The organism is Cyclobacterium sp. L-R (assembly GCF_056859355.1).
This window is the reverse complement of the sequence record NZ_JBSXOH010000089.1, coordinates 121,449-137,613: the sequence shown is the minus strand read 5'-3', so window position 1 is coordinate 137,613 and position 16,165 is coordinate 121,449. Positions and strand designations below refer to the sequence as shown.

12 protein-coding genes are annotated in these 16,165 nt (G+C 38.9%); 3 read left to right on the top strand and 9 right to left on the bottom strand.

What is annotated here, in order from left to right; translation table 11 throughout:
- Positions 1–38: 38 nt before the first annotated feature.
- Positions 39–251, bottom strand: a complete 213-nt coding sequence (locus tag AC13EX_RS18295; protein WP_157470408.1) for a hypothetical protein — start codon at positions 249–251, stop codon at positions 39–41.
- A 192-nt stretch (positions 252–443) separates the two neighbouring features.
- Between AC13EX_RS18295 and AC13EX_RS18290 the strand changes: the two genes are divergently transcribed.
- The 3 genes from AC13EX_RS18290 (at position 444) to trxA (ending at position 7,312) form a co-directional block, all read left to right on the top strand.
- Entirely contained in the window at positions 444–2,222 is a 1,779-nt protein-coding gene (locus AC13EX_RS18290; RefSeq protein ID WP_482893809.1) for a purple acid phosphatase family protein, read from the top strand.
- Between the two features lie 394 nt (positions 2,223–2,616).
- A complete protein-coding gene (dnaE, locus tag AC13EX_RS18285; protein WP_482893808.1) occupies positions 2,617–6,903 on the top strand; it encodes a DNA polymerase III subunit alpha in 4,287 nt (1,428 codons plus the stop codon).
- A gap of 88 nt (positions 6,904–6,991) precedes the next feature.
- Complete coding sequence (trxA, locus tag AC13EX_RS18280; protein ID WP_048641751.1) at positions 6,992–7,312, top strand: thioredoxin; 321 nt, start codon at positions 6,992–6,994, stop codon at positions 7,310–7,312.
- A 95-nt stretch (positions 7,313–7,407) separates the two neighbouring features.
- Here the strand turns inward: trxA and AC13EX_RS18275 are convergent, their stop codons facing one another.
- The 8 genes from AC13EX_RS18275 to AC13EX_RS18240 all read right to left on the bottom strand — a co-directional run bounded on the left by AC13EX_RS18275 (position 7,408) and on the right by AC13EX_RS18240 (position 16,135).
- The gene (locus AC13EX_RS18275) at positions 7,408–8,649 is read right to left on the bottom strand and encodes an amidohydrolase/deacetylase family metallohydrolase (RefSeq protein ID WP_482893807.1); all 1,242 of its coding nucleotides are present in this window, start codon (positions 8,647–8,649) and stop codon (positions 7,408–7,410) included.
- A 3-nt stretch (positions 8,650–8,652) separates the two neighbouring features.
- Positions 8,653–9,876: an aminotransferase class V-fold PLP-dependent enzyme gene (locus AC13EX_RS18270; RefSeq protein WP_048641749.1), complete on the bottom strand. Its 1,224-nt coding sequence runs from the start codon at positions 9,874–9,876 to the stop codon at positions 8,653–8,655.
- A gap of 51 nt (positions 9,877–9,927) precedes the next feature.
- The gene (locus AC13EX_RS18265; RefSeq protein WP_048641748.1) at positions 9,928–10,458 is read right to left on the bottom strand and encodes a RidA family protein; all 531 of its coding nucleotides are present in this window, start codon (positions 10,456–10,458) and stop codon (positions 9,928–9,930) included.
- Between the two features lie 56 nt (positions 10,459–10,514).
- Entirely contained in the window at positions 10,515–11,762 is a 1,248-nt protein-coding gene (locus tag AC13EX_RS18260) for an amidohydrolase/deacetylase family metallohydrolase (RefSeq protein ID WP_048641747.1), read from the bottom strand.
- Positions 11,763–11,774: 12 nt separating this feature from the next.
- The gene (locus AC13EX_RS18255) at positions 11,775–12,461 is read right to left on the bottom strand and encodes a carbohydrate-binding family 9-like protein (protein ID WP_482893806.1); all 687 of its coding nucleotides are present in this window, start codon (positions 12,459–12,461) and stop codon (positions 11,775–11,777) included.
- Between the two features lie 101 nt (positions 12,462–12,562).
- Positions 12,563–14,323, bottom strand: coding sequence for a PQQ-dependent sugar dehydrogenase (locus AC13EX_RS18250; RefSeq protein ID WP_482893805.1), 1,761 nt, complete (start codon positions 14,321–14,323; stop codon positions 12,563–12,565).
- Positions 14,324–14,802: 479 nt separating this feature from the next.
- Positions 14,803–15,693, bottom strand: coding sequence for a MerR family transcriptional regulator (locus AC13EX_RS18245; protein ID WP_482893804.1), 891 nt, complete (start codon positions 15,691–15,693; stop codon positions 14,803–14,805).
- Positions 15,686–16,135, bottom strand: a complete 450-nt coding sequence (locus tag AC13EX_RS18240; protein WP_482893803.1) for a sterol desaturase family protein — start codon at positions 16,133–16,135, stop codon at positions 15,686–15,688. Before AC13EX_RS18240 ends, AC13EX_RS18245 begins: the two co-directional genes overlap by 8 nt.
- Positions 16,136–16,165 lie beyond the last annotated feature (30 nt).

Here is a 16,165-nt window from a genome sequence, read left to right as displayed (position 1 = left end):
TCCTTAAAAGAACACCTATTCCGTAATTGAATTTATTGTTATTTTGAGTGTTTATTTTCCACTTGGCCATTTGATTTTAAACTCTTATTATATTCATTTAAGACTATCTCAAAATGAATCCGCATACTCTCTTCCATCCCATTCACCATTTCGGGGTCTTCAAGACCTCCCAAAAGCTCCTCAAATTCCGGCCGCGAAATCTTATTTTGTACAAGCCTCTGCATTAGAGCCTCTGCTTTTTTCTTTTTCATATAAATGCCCTCCACCGTAAATACCATAGGTTATAAAAAAGAGACTATTTAAATCAATTCTTTTTTGATATGAAAAAATTGTTAACAAACTTAACCTTAGCATAAAATGGCCTGATTCCCTTTTAACCCGTAATATTATTTGATACCAAAATCGGCCTTTGGAGATGATCGGCCACTAATTTTAATTTATTTATGAAAAGTACACCACTATTATTGGTTTGCATTGCATTGATTTTCAGTTCGTGCGGACCTCAGGAAAAACATGACAAAGTTTTGCCTTCCGTTAAAGAAACCATGGACGAGGTGGTTTCCCGTCTTTATAAGGAATTGGATAAAAAGTCGCTAGACACAATCTCTCACAGCTTTGCAGAGCAATACCTTACAGATCAAGAAAAAGAAGCGCTTGCTACTCAATATTGGAAAGTCAAGGTAAATGTCCCAACTACTGTTTCTCTAATGAGAAATAAAGGACAAGAAGTAGTTCCTTTCTGGTTGAAGCCTTCAGGGTTCAGTCTTACAGACCTGGAAGTGAAAAATGAACACGACACTTACGAAGTCTGGCAAAAAGATTTTGATGCAGGTGAAATCCAGTTGGGTATTAATGGCTTTGGCAAACACAGACCGGTTTATTTTATTGGCCTTGCCCCACAAAATCCTGAGGAGAAATTAGAAATCACACCAGTATTCCCAGCAAATCAACACATAGAAAAATTTGATGTGGGTGCTTTCACTTACCACGATTGGAGTGGACTCACACTCACAGACGTTCCTGAGGTCCTCAAAGGACAACAGTTGTTAACAACCATTAGAGGCAGAGCAAGGGAAGCACATATGGTCGATGCTTTTAGAACTACAGCATTCCCTACTAGTGAAAAACCTGATCAGGTACTCCTTACCTGGAGTGAATCGCCTCAAAACTCAATGGACATCCAATGGAGAACAACAGAGACAGTGCCCTCAGGAATAGTTAAGTATTGGAAAGACGGTACTAAAGATACCTTGAAAACTCAGGCAGAAAAATTCCTAATGGAAGACCGTCTCCTTCAAAATGACCGATACATGAATAGGTTTACAGCCAAGCTCCGTTCATTAGAGCCTGATACTAAATATGGCTATATTGTAGGAAATGAAGAAGCCGGATGGTCATCACCTGAAACCTTCAATACCGCACCAGATAAAGACAAACCTTTTTCATTTGTTTGGTCTGGCGATGTTCACCTTGATAAAGTATGGGGTAATAACATTCAAAAAGCGGAAAAAAGATTTCCTGACATTGCCTTCTATTATATAGCAGGAGACCTTGTAAATACCGGATTGTATAGGGATGATTGGGATAAGTTATTTCAATATGCAGGAAGTACAATAGCAAGAAAACCACTTATGGCAGTTCCAGGCAATCACGATAGTCAAGATGGCTTGGGTGCATGGATGTTTGAAGAAATGTTGAGTTACCCCTCAGATAGTCCTTCACTCGAGATGGCTGGGCGGTCTTATGCTTTCAATTATGGAAATGCCCTGTTCTTAATGATTGACTCTACTTTTCCCAACGAAGACCAAACCGAATGGATTGAGAAAAAATTAAAAGAGACTGATGCTACTTGGAAAATCGCAGTCTTTCACTTTCCTCCTTTCAATGAAGTAGAACCCTATGAGGACATACAGGAGGAATGGGGACCACTTTTTGACAAATACCATGTTGACATGGTAATGGGTGGGCATTTTCATTACTATATGCGGTCAAAACCTATGAACAATGGGAAAATTGTAAAAAGCCCTAATGATGGGACCATTTACTGGATTTCTGTGGGTACTACCGGAAAAAACAAAGGTATAGGCAAAGGTTCCTATGCGGAAGTTCAATTTCCAGCGGACCATTTGTACCAATATATTACAATCGATGGGAAAACTATGAAAGCTCAAACCATCAATGTTGATGGAGAAAAGGTCGATCAGTTTTCAATCAACAAATAAAAAATTACGATTTTCAAGCTTTAAAGCCTGTCAACAGTTTATCTGGAGACAGGCTTTTTTTTGCCTTATTTATTTTTCAAGTTTAATTGGCAGAAACCTTTTATAACCTGTATTTTTATCTCGAATTAAACAATAGGATTCGCAATAACCTGCCCCTATCTTTCCCGAAAAACACTGCAATCACAAGATTATTAAAGCTTCGGGATATAAAGACGACGTTTAGTTATGGTAAAGTCAAGGTTGACTGATTTTCTATGACGTTTAGCTGGTTTAAAAATGCCTATTGCCTAATTAGAGTTTAACTTCTATTTTGGATAAACCACATGATCAATCAACGGTAAAAAAAGCTGTGTATTGAATCCTATAGCCAAACATTGATCCTCAAAAGATATATATGTACCTAATATTTGATACTGAGACTACTGGACTTCCGCGCAATTACAATGCGCCCATGTCTGACCTTGACAATTGGCCACGTTTGGTTCAACTGGCCTGGCAACTTCATGACGAAAAAGGCCGACTTGTTTCGAACAATAACTTTATAGTAAAACCTGAAGGATTTACCATTCCCTATAACTCGGAAAAAATACATGGTATTTCCACTCAAAGAGCCATCGATGAAGGACATGAACTAAGTAAGGTTCTAGAAATTTTTGAAGAAGACCTCCGCAAAACAACCTATCTCGTTGGTCATAATATTGGCTTTGATATCTCCATTGTAGGGGCTGAATTATTGAGAACCAACAAGTCTATTAAAGACTTGGAAAAAGAGCCACTTGATACGAAGGATATTTCTACTGAATTCTGTGCCATTCCTGGAGGGAAAGGTGGGAAATTCAAATGGCCTACCCTGCTTGAACTTCACAATAAACTATTTGGAGAAGGTTTTGGCGACGCCCATGATGCTGCTTATGATGTAGATGCTACTGCTAAAAGTTTTTTCGGGCTTATCAAGGAAGGAGTTCAGCCTCCTGTTGAAGGCGTAGAACTGGATGAGATAATTTATGAGGCTCCAAATCTGGAGGCCGCTAATTTTGCTGCCGCAAAAGACGATGTCAAAGCCACAGCCCAAAAGGTCCTTAAGGCCGCCAATCGTGCGGACATTTCAGATCTTAAAGACACGCTTTTTACTCACCTGCATGTCCATACCCAATTTTCTATTCTCCAATCTACCTCAGAAATACCTGCCGCTATCAAAAGAGCAAAAGAATTAGGGATGCCAGCATTGGCCATGACAGATCATGGCAATATGATGGGTGCCTTCAACTTTGTTCGTGAGGCATTTAATAATGACATCAAACCAATAATCGGCTGCGAATTCAACCTTTGTCGAGATCGGAAGAATAAGTCCAATAAAGACGATGGGTACCAAACTGTTTTACTGGCAAAAAACAAAGCAGGTTACCATAACTTGGCTAAACTTTCTTCCTATGCCAATATAGAGGGTTTTTATTATGTGCCTCGGATAGATAGAGAGGTGCTGGTTCAATATAAGGGTGACATCATTGCTACCACGGGTGGACTTTGGGGTGAAATCCCTTACCTCATCCTCAATGTGGGTGAAACCCAGGCTGAAGAGGCTTTTGTATGGTGGTTGGATCAATTTGGAGAAGATTTTTATATAGAGCTTAACCGTCATGGTATTCCCGAGGAGGAAAAAGTGAATGAAGTGCTCCTCCAATGGGCAGAAAAATACAAGGTGAAGTACTTCGCTGCCAATAATACCTATTACAATGCTCAGGAAGATGCTAAATCACATGATATTTTATTGTGTGTGAAGGATGGGGAACTGGTAGAAAAACCTAAGAAATACATAGGAAAGAGAGGCCGGGAATATCGATATGGTTTCCCGAATGATGAGTTTTATCTCAAATCCCCTGAGGAGATGAAGAAGCTTTTTGCTGATTTACCGGAAGCCATCTTATGTACAGAAGAAATTGTAGAAAAGATTGAGCCTTTCAAACTGGCTAGGGAAGTTTTGCTGCCAAAATTTGATATTCCAGAACAATTCATAGACTCTAAAGATGATGAAGATGGGGGAAAAAGGGGAGAAAATGCCTTTTTGCGTCACCTCACTTATGAAGGAGCTAAAAAAAGATATGGAGAAATAACAGATGAGATAAGGGAAAGGTTGGATTTCGAATTGGAGACTATCGAAAGAACCGGCTATCCGGGTTATTTCCTTATTGTACAAGATTTCACCAGTGCTGCTAGAGAAATGGGGGTCTCAGTAGGGCCTGGAAGGGGTTCTGCCGCCGGTTCTGCAGTAGCCTATTGTGTTGGCATTACCAATGTGGATCCAATTGCCTACGACCTACTTTTTGAGAGATTCCTAAACCCTGATAGGGTGTCACTACCCGATATTGATATTGACTTTGATGACGAAGGGAGACAAAGGGTAATCGATTATGTTATAGAGAAATACGGAGCCAATCAGGTAGCCCAAATCATTACTTATGGAACAATGGCAGCCAAATCTGCCATTCGTGATACTGCAAGGGTACTCAACCTTCCCCTTCCTGAAGCAGATAGGCTTGCCAAACTTGTGACGGATATTAAACTTAAGGCCCTTTTTGAATTGGCCAATGACCGTACCAAGCTATCAGCCAAACTTAAAAACAACAATGATAATTTAGAGAAAGCATTGGAGCTTATCCGAATTTCAAAAGGAAATGACGAAAGTTCGAGAACGATTAATCAGGCCAAGGTCCTGGAAGGCTCTGTAAGAAACACAGGTATACACGCCTGTGGGGTTATCATTACACCGGATGACATTACCAATTTTGTCCCTGTAGCACTTGCTAAGGATTCTGAAATGGTATGTACCCAATTTGATAACTCCGTTGTTGAAAGTGCCGGCTTACTTAAAATGGACTTTTTGGGTCTGAAAACCCTAACCCTAATCAAGGACGCGGTAAGGATCATTAAGGAGCGACATGGTATACTATTGGATCCTGAGAACTTCCCTATTGATGATGTAAAGACGTATGAACTTTTCCAAAGAGGTGAAACGGTAGGTATATTCCAGTATGAATCTGCAGGTATGCAAAAATACATGAGGGAGTTAAAACCTACTGTATTTGCTGACCTTATCGCCATGAATGCCTTGTACAGACCAGGTCCATTGGAATACATTCCTAGTTTCATTAAAAGAAAACATGGATTAGAGACCATTACTTATGATCTCGAGGACATGAAAGAATACCTGGAAGAAACTTATGGGATCACAGTCTACCAGGAACAAGTGATGCTTCTGTCGCAGAAGCTGGCTGATTTTACCAAAGGTGAGGCAGATGTACTGCGTAAAGCCATGGGTAAGAAACAGAAGAACGTTCTGGATCAGATGAAGCCAAAGTTCGTCAATCAGGCAGCAGCCAAAGGCCACGACAGTAAAAAATTAGAAAAAATATGGAAAGACTGGGAGGCTTTTGCTTCTTATGCCTTTAACAAGTCCCACTCCACTTGCTACGCTTGGATTGCCTATCAAACGGCCTACCTAAAAGCACATTACCCTGCTGAATACATGGCCTCAGTATTGAGCAATAACATGAATGACATTACGCAGGTCACCTTCTTTATGGAAGAATGTAAGCGTATGGGCATTCAAGTTCTTGGTCCTGATGTTAATGAGTCCAAAAGTGATTTTACAGTAAATATGGAAGGACAGGTAAGGTTTGGTCTGGCAGCAATCAAAGGTGCTGGAAATGCCGCTGTACATGCCATAATTGAAGAAAGGGAAAAAGCAGGCCTTTACAAAGACATCTTTTCCTTTACCAAAAGGGTAAACCTCAAAGCAGTCAATAAAAAAACCATGGAAGTATTGGCCATGGCTGGTGGTTTTGATTGTTTTGTAGACTTTCACCGCAGACAATACCTAGAAGCACCCGAAGGAGAGGCTTCTCTTTTAGAGAAAGCCGTAAAATATGCGCAGAAGGTAATTCAAGAAGAAGAAAGTTCACAGGTCTCAATGTTTGGCGGCGGTGGTGGATTGGACATTCCTGTTCCAACTATTCCTCCTATGGAACCCTTTAGTCAATTGCAACAGTTGAATATTGAAAAGGAAGTCGTAGGGCTTTATATTTCTGGTCATCCTCTGGATCAGTACAAGGTGGAGATTGAAGCATTTACCAATACAGGATTACCAGAACTGGCAGATGTCAATAAGCTGAAATCGAAAGGAGATATTAAAATTGCAGGTGCCGTAACCTCCTTTGCCCACCGAACAACTAAAAATGGAAAACCGTTTGGCACCCTTACCATGGAAGATTATCATGGTGGCCATACCTTTTTCATCTTTGGGGAGGATTATGTGAGATTCAAGGAGTATTTCATGCACAACTGGTTTTTATATATTACAGGTGCTATCCATCCAAAAAAATACAACCCTGAAGAATTTGAATTTAAAATCAGCCAAATCACTTTACTAAATGAAATAAGAGGTAAAATGATTAAAGGTTTAAGGGTGCATATAGACCTGGATGATCTTGGATTGGAATTAATGGAAAAATTAGAGGCCATTACCCAAAAATACCAAGGTGATGCTAAATTATATATAAATATTATAGACAATAAAGAGAATTTGACATTGGATCTTATATCCTCCAAGTACAGGGTAGACCCATCAAATGAACTAATCGAAGCATTGAATCAAATCCCCGAAGTTGCCTACAAAATCATTTGACGTAAAAATTAATTTGATCAGTCTGGAACTTATTGATGGTGAAACTGATTAAGTTATATATTTTAATAAAAACCATAATTACATTAAAATGGCAAAAGCAATAGAAATTACAGATAGCAGTTTTGATGAAGTAATCAAATCTGAACAGCCAGTATTGGTAGATTTTTGGGCAGAATGGTGCGGACCTTGTAAAATGATTGGCCCAATAGTAGAAGAACTTGCGGGAGATTATGATGGTAAGGTCACCATCGGTAAAATAGATGTAGATGCCAACCAAGATATTCCAGGCAGATTCGGAATCAGAAGTATTCCAACTCTCTTGATCTTCAAAGGTGGAGAGGTAGTAGATAAAGTAGTAGGTGCAGTTCCTAAATCTGTACTTGTTGATAAATTGGAAGCTCAGTTATAATATTTTCAAATAGTACTAAAGCAAAAAAAGTCCTTCATAATGAAGGACTTTTTTATTTTATCTCAATTAGGCCTAGTCTAAAGGGCCTTCTATTATTATTTAATGGAACGTCCATTTAAATCATAAACCACTTTACCATCTTTAAGGGTTACTTCACACTCTAATTTATTTTCAGAAGGGACTTTTTGTCCAGTTCTATCCCAAAGTGTAAAATCACCTTTTCTAATATTTAAAATGCTAAGGTCAGCTATGGCTCCTTCAGAAAGGTGTCCCAATTCTGTCCTTTGAATGACTTGAGCAGGTTTCCATGTACTTGCTTCTATAACATCAGGAAGTTCCATTCCCATTGCCAAAAAGGTAGTCATTACATTAAGCATGTCTTTCATAGCAGCATTCATACTTCCTGTATGAAGATCAGTACTGATGGTGTTTGGATAAAATCCAGCAGCCAAAGCAGGAATTGCTTGCTTAAACTCAAAGCTAGCACCACCATATCCTACGTCAAAAATGATTCCTCTTTTCTGTGCATCCAAAATAAATGGCTCCAACTCTCTGCTTTCGCGGTTTATTACTGTTTCCCTTGAACCATTAAGTTCAGCATAAGTATGGGTATAAATATCCCCTGGTCTTAATCGCTCAAAAAACAATTCACGAATAGAAAGAGGTTCGAAAGCGGTAGATCCACCGAAATCAACAATTACAGGCATATTAGCAATTCTACCTGCTTCCACCGCTTTGTCAATTGGAATCCAGTCACGGTTACCATAATGCGCTACCTTAAAGCCTACAATGTATTTACGGTTTTGATTAGCTACCATGCCACTCAATTTGGCATCCATATCGCCCGTATTTTGTTCCCAAGCTCCACCGCGCATGCCTTCACCAACGATATTCATAAAACTCAATACCCTAGTTTTGCTTGCGTCTATTACATTTTTTTTGAAGGTATCAAAGTTCTTCCATCCAACGCCACCACAATCAACAATAGTGGTAACACCTACTCGGAAAGTGAAACCATCAGGTGGTAAAGCCGTAAGGCCGTCACTTAAGTAATGGTTTGGTTTTGTACCGTGAAATACATGGCCATGAATATCAATCAACCCGGGAGTTACAACAAGACCATCAGCTTCAATAACTTTGGCCGCATCTTTACCTGCGATTGACTTAGCCACTTTTGCTACCTTACCATCTTTAATGGCGATGTCCATAGTAGCATCAATATTGTTTTTCGGATCAATTAACCTACCACCTTTGATGAGCATGTCATAGGTCTGGGCACTTACCAAGCTACAGGTAAACACCATCGCAACAAGTAATAATCTATATTTTAATTTCATAAGTTAAACTTTAGCTTTTTGCAATTCTTCAGCAATTCTCTTTGCAACAATTTTTTCTTCTTTTGGTCTCAACATAAATACAGTAAGTTTAACTGCATTATCTCCACCACTTATCACTTCTATAGAAGGACTTCCTTCACGCAATCTTTTGCGTAATTCTCCTTGATCAAGTTTAATTATATTAGGATCCCAACCAATTTGTAAATAAGGTGTATGGTTTGCTACCTCAGGAACGGACACATCTGTACTTACACTTTCAATTCCTGAAACAGCATCGGAAATATGAGCAATTTTATCTTCCCATTCTTTCCATTCTTTGTCATGATCTTTCTTGATATAAGTATCAAGTGCCACATACATGCCAAGGATTTCCTCTTTATTAACTTTCATTCCACGACCAATGGTACCCCCTCTTGGTGGCGCACTTAATCTAGCCGCTTCTATAAGATCTCTTCGTCCCATCAGAATTCCGGCACTTTGTGGTCCTCTAATGGCTTTTCCTCCTGAAACACAAACCAAGTCGAAACCTAAATCATTGTATTTCCATAAATTCTCAACAGGAGGAACATCTGCAGCCATATCAATCATGGTAGGGAGGCCATGCTTTTTAGCCAAAGCAACCCACTCCTCATGCTTAATCTTTCCTGCCGGGCCTTGATAATTTAAGAACCACATCATTGCGGTTTTGTCATTTACTGCTCGATCTACATCAGCGGCAGTTTCTACCTCAACAATCTCAACGCCCGTGTTGGTTAGGGCATGAACATAACCTGTGTTATGCGATTTTTGAACAATTACCTGAGATTTCATTCCTGTTAAATCAGGAAGTTGACTAATTTTTTTTCTGTCTTTTCCAGTAAGCACACCAGCGGTACCCAAAACCATAGCTGACCAGCATCCTGCTGTAACTGTAGCATATTCTGCATGACAAAGCTCAGCAATTTTTTCTCCTACCTTATCCTGAACCTCATCTAGCATTATATAATGATCTGAGGAAAAGTTAATGGTTTGCATCACTTCATCCGGCATCAGTGAAGCTGTCATCGCAGTATAAGTACCTGCAGCATTAACAAAACTTCTAAGCCCTAACTCTTTGATAACATTCCTTTTAGGAGCGGCCGCCAATGTTTCTCCCTGAGCTGAAGATAGTGGAATGCCTGCGCCAAGTGCTCCTCCTACAAGAGGAAGAGTACCCAATCTTTTTAATAATTTTCTTCTACTTAACATATTAATATTTTTTTGAAGACGATCCGTTTCATTTGTAAATAAAACGCAGAACTAGTCTTCGATTTCAACAATCATTTCAATTTCCAAAGCAATGCCCCCTGGCAATGAACCCATACCTACAGCCGACCTGGCATGCCTTCCTTTTTCTCCGAATACTTCGACCATAAAATCAGAAAAACCATTCATTACTTTAGGTTGATCCACAAAATCGGGACTAGCATTCACCATTCCAAGAACCTTTACAATTCTTGTAACTTTACTTAAATCTCCAATTTCAGCTTTAAGGGAGGTAAGTAAATCAATACCTACCAACTTGGCCGCTGCTCTACCTTCTGTAATCGTCAATTCTGTTCCTAGCTTCCCTGTTACCATTCCACCTTCTGGTTTAACTGGACCATGTCCAGAAAGGAATACCAAATTACCAGTCCTTACTGCCTTTACAATACTGCCTGTGAAAGGAGCCGGGGTTTTCAAAGTAATCCCCATTTCTTTTAACTTTTGCTCAGGACTTTGCTGTGCATTGGATATTGAAGGCAAAGCAACGAGACTTATAAGAAATATAAACACTACTGATTTAAGCATAGCAAATTTTATTTTTAGTAATAATTAGGTCAATAATAGATAATTAAAAGGATTTGTTATTCCCATATTTTGGCACCTATTCCATTCAGATCCCAAACAATTCTTCCTGCTCTAAGCGTCAATTCCGTTTCCAATTTCTTTGTGCCTTTATTGGCCGCTCCAGAAGAATCAATAAAACCAAACTGGCCTTCATGCATCCTGAAAATCGCTACATCAGCCTCGGCTCCTACAGAAAGGTTACCCAATTCTTCTCTTTGAATAACCTGTGCAGGTTTCCAAGTAGATGCGGTAATGGCCTCTTGAAGACTCATTCCTAAGTTCATCATTTTAGACACTACATTCAACATGTCTTTCATACCGGCATTCATACTTCCAATATGCAAGTCAGTACTTATGGTATTTGGATAAAAACCTTGTTGTGTTGCAGGTACAGCTACTCTAAATAAGAAAGAACCTCCACCATGACCAACATCAAATATTAATCCTCTCTTTTGAGCTTCAAACCAATGAGGCCATACTTTACCTTCCGCATTCAAGGTGCCTTCTTTAGGTCCATGTCCGGAGTGGTCTCCACCATACATATGGGTAAGAATATCACCAGGTCTCAATACATCAAATAGTAAAGTGGAAAGTGGTAAAGCAGGATCTGCACCACCTAAATCTACCATCACTGGAACTTTGGCCATTTCACCTGCTTGTACAGCTTTTTTGTAAGGTCCCCATTCATGTCCTCTATAATGCGCGATTTTCACCCCTATAATTTCAGGGTTTTGTCTCGCTATCATGGCTGTCATTTTAGGATTCATGTCTGTAGTGTCCTGCTCTCGAGAGCTAACACCACTCATTCCATCTCCGACAATATTGATAAATACCAAGACCCTGGTCTTAGATCGATTAATCACATGTTCTTTGTATTCCTGAAAATTTTTCCATCCAGGACTTCCTGCATCTGCAACAGTGGTAACTCCAGCTCTAAAGGTGAAACCATCAGGAGGCAAAGAAGAAAAGCTATTGCTATAATCTCTATGGGCAACAGTTCCGAAAAAGTGATGGCCATGAATATCAATTAAGCCGGGAGTAACGATTAATCCTTTGGCATCAATTATTTTTTTAGCAGATTTTTCGCTAATGTTTTTGGAAACTTTTGCAATTTTCTGATCCTTAATTGCAACATCCATGACCCCATCAATACTATTCTTAGGGTCGATTACATGACCATTTTTGATCAAAATATCAAAATCCTGGGCATTGACTTGCAAGACAATGGCCATAAAAAGGATAAAGGTAAGCCTTAATAATTTCATAGGTATAGCAGTTTATTGAAAGGTAATTTTTCCGAAATATTTAGGTAAGTGAAAGTCTGGGCGTGGATTAATTACCTCATTCCAGGTATAGTAGTGGGGATTACTGGTTTTGGCTGCAACTTTATAAAAATTGGCCTTCCAGGTCACACCAGGCGCTGGGTTGGTAATATTTCTATGCTTCTTTAACACTGCCAATGGCACCTTGAATTCAATGTACCAGGTAACTGGTTGAGTGATTTCAGGGTCTACCTTATCAGGCATGGTATGCGCAATTTCTATTTGCTTGATTTCTTCAGGTTTCAAAACCTTGAATTCTTTTCTAGGCACTGTAACGTAATGAAACAATGGTACTCCAGAGCAATTGATCTCAAGGTTAAAATATTTCAAAGGTTCATCAGAATCTGGCGCAAAGAAAAATTCCACACAAGAATCTTTAGAAACAGCCCCATTTACTTCCTGAACCAAACACCTCACATAATTGTCCTCCACCTTAAATATGCCATAAATATTGTCCTTATCATACCTTAATTTAACCTGCGTTTTAGGAATGAATTTTTCAGGTTCTGGTCCCATATGAAGTGCGATAGAAGCAGCCTCTACTTCTAGCCATTCAGGTTTATCCCAATTACCATCGATAGTAATTGGTTTATCCACTGATTTCACAATATACTCAGAAACAGGGGAGTTGCTTTCTTTCATGACTTTTGGGTTAGGTCCTTGTATCAGTCCAAATATTACAATTAAAAAGGAGACAATCAATTTCATATTTTAGCTATTTCGTGATAGAGGCGCATAATTGATTATTTTATTTCTTTTCGGGCATTACTTACTTCTACTGCTGAAATACTGGAAGAGTTATTACCAAAGCTTTTTCTTATGTAAGTAAGTACACCAGCTATTTCCGCATCACTTAAGAAGGAATGTGCTGGCATAATGCCATTATACTGAACTCCATCTACTTCGATTTGTCCTTCTAGACCTTGAAGCAAAACATTGATCAGTTCTTTTTTATTTCCTCTTACCCATTTAGTACCGGACAGGGTAGGAAATCTGGTACCATCTCCAAGTCCATTAGACTGATGACATGTAGCACAGTATACATTGTAAGTTTGAGCGCCTACTTCTAACAATCCTTTTTCTAAATTGTCCTTTTCTTCATCCGGCTTCCTAATATTTGTTCTTGATTCTTTTCTTTTAGCAAGCTCTTCTAAATCCCCATCAGAAAAATCTTCTTTATCTCCAGGATACATGATTCTCCAAATTTTCCCTTTTACACTTTCGGTCACATAAAGCGATCCATCAGGTCCCATAGAAAGTCCCATAGGACGAGCGGCTGCATCTCCGGTATTGACAATTGTATCTAATTGTGCAAAACCATCAGCAAATACTTCCCATGGACCAGAAGGTTTACCACCTTCAAAAGGAACGAAACCAACAAAATAACCGGCTTGTGGGTAAGGACCTCTAATGGTACTACCATGGAAAGCAACAAATGCTCCATCTTTATACCGTTCTGGAAATTGATCTCCTGTATAGAAAAAGAGGTCATTTGGTGCATAATGGCCTGGGAATCCCATGATAGGCATTGACACCGTATCAGCCCCTGTGGCTAACTCTTTATCTCCTCCATATTCTGGATTCAACAGTTTTTTACCACGGATTTGGTCATAGTAATAATAAGGCCAACCACCGTTGGTACCATCCTCTACTTTGAAAAACTCTTCTGAAGGAAATACCGCAGACTCCCATCTTGAATAAAGATCCGGCCAAGTTCGGTACAAATTATCACGTCCGTGTTGAACCACATACAGGCTGTTTTCTTTGTCATTCCAATCCATAGCCACCACACTTCTTATTCCAGTAGCATATCGGTAACCATCTTTTTGAGTTTGATTCAGCTTATTTGCATCAAATCTCCAAATACCACCGTGCCACTCAAGTTGAGGACAAGGAAACATGCCTGCCATCCCTGGACGTCTGTTAAATTCCTGGCAAACATCTCCTGGAGAACCAAAGGGAACATACATATTGCCTTCATTGTCAAATGCAAGTGGTTTGGCAATGTGCTCATAACCATGTTCTGCATTTTTGTAATCATCTCTCATGATTAATTCAGCCTCACCTTCAGGTACTAATTTTTCCGGATCTATTCTAATTCGGAAAACATCTCCGGCTGTACTGAAGTACAGGTACCCATTATAGATCTCCATACCTGTACCATAACTTCCAATTTCCGGGTAATCACCGAATACATTGACAATGTCGGCTTTACCATCGTCATCGGTGTCTCTCAAAGCTACTATGCCTTGTCCCTCGTCATTGGCAACTCTAAGCTTAACATAGATATCCCCATTCTCTCTTACAGTAAGATGTCTGGCTCTACCAATACTATCGGCCACTACAACAGCCTCAAATCCTCCAGGTAGCGTTAAACCACCATTATCAGAATCGCCTTTTGGCAACTTCGCCTCGGGTTGACAAGCAACCAGCAAGACAAGCCCAAACATCAACGAGAAATACGCGAAGCGATTTATTGCGCTAAAAGAAATATTTTTCATCATATATAAACTATTATCGATTAATCATTTTAATTAAATGTGGGTGATGCTATTATAAATTAGATAGGTAAGTTAACTTGAAATCGTAAAATTTCCTTAGAATACAATCGTAATAATAAAAAAAAATTACTTAAGTGGAGAAAGTAGCATGGAAATGGTTAACGGCTAGAAATGCGCTGTTAATTTTTTAACTTTTAAGACCATTTTCACAGGTATCGAGGTGATTCAATTTTAACCTGTAGTACTTTATTTGTGGTTTCATGTGCTCGTATGTCTTCTTGTTTAATCTGGCTCTAATGAAAGTCAAAGGCTAGAAATAATTAATTAAGGTTGAATTTATTGGCAAAAGTATAAAAAAAGACATCTTTATCAATCAAACATGTTAAATTTTTAACCAATATTTACAAATTTGTAAAACAAATAGAAATACCAAGTTCAAAATCAAACGGTTGTATTATCGCAAAAAAAGACCTCAATAGCGATTAGGTTGAGGTCGACGGTAGTAGAAGGATGTATTCTTTTATCTCCTTTAAATATTCCATCAATTGAATATTTGAAGGCAGGTTATATTTCTGTCCAAGAATTTGGTACCCCGAAGCGATAATCTTTGCTTTGGGAAATCTTTTCCCTAAAGATTGTAAGTAAGGTTCGACATTTTCGCCAGAAGGATTGGTAGTAATGGCCGTCACCAAAAAGTCAGGATTATGGGCTTTGTACACACTGTTTAGATCCTCGTCGGGCGTATTCTGTCCCAAATAAATCACCTTATGCCCGTATAATTTTAATAAATAAGAAGTGAAAAGTAATGAAATCTCATGCAATTCCTCTTCTGGCAAAAATAATAGAAATTTTTTACCCCCTCCGGTATACACCTGTCCATCAATGGCCACTATCAATTTTTGCCTAACCAGATTAGAAATGAAATGTTCTTGTCCGGGATGAATACTTCCGGTTTGCCAGAGAATACCAATTTTGGATAAAAAGGGATAAATTATATTGAGCATGGTCTGCTCAAAGCCAATTTTGAGGATATTAGTGGATATGATCTTTTCAAACCTTTCTTCATTGAGCTCCACCATGGCTATCACCATGGAATGGATCTGATCGTCATAAGCAAAAGACCGGTCAGTGAGATGAAGCACTTCTGTTTTCATTTCATCCAAGGTCATTTTCGCAATCTTACTAATTTTGAGCCCATTCTCATTGAGCAGCGCAACATTCAAAATTAATTTAAGGTCATCGTCATCATAATACCTGATGTTGGTTTCCGTTCTTTTTGGATTCAGCAATTTATATCGTTGCTCCCAAATTCTGACCGTATGGGCCTTGATACCAGAAAGCTGCTCCAGATCCTTTATGGAATACTTACTCATTTACCTTTTTTTTAAAGTACTTGTTAGGTACTATGAATAACCCGAAAGAAACGGCCTCGTCTCTTTTCTTGCTTGAATGATGCGCTTGATGTGCTTTAAAAATGCCCAGCAAGTAGCCAGTCTTTGGTTTAGTAAGAAGTTTCACCCTTCTATGAATCAATATATCGTGTAGAACAAAATAGCTTAAGCCGTAAATCGTAATTCCCAGCCCTATCCAAAATCTATAATCCAAGGTATCCACCCCCAAAAAAATTAAAACAATAGCAATACTTGCAAAAACAAGGGAGAAAAGGTCATTGAGTTCAAAAAACCCTTTAGAATGACTATGATGTGTTTTGTGAATATTCCACAAAACACCATGCATAATGTATTTATGAATAAACCAGCCGGAGAATTCCATGGTAATAAAACCAATAAAAATATAGAACAAAGCGTAAATCATTGTTATTAAAACCCAAGTTGGACGAATTTG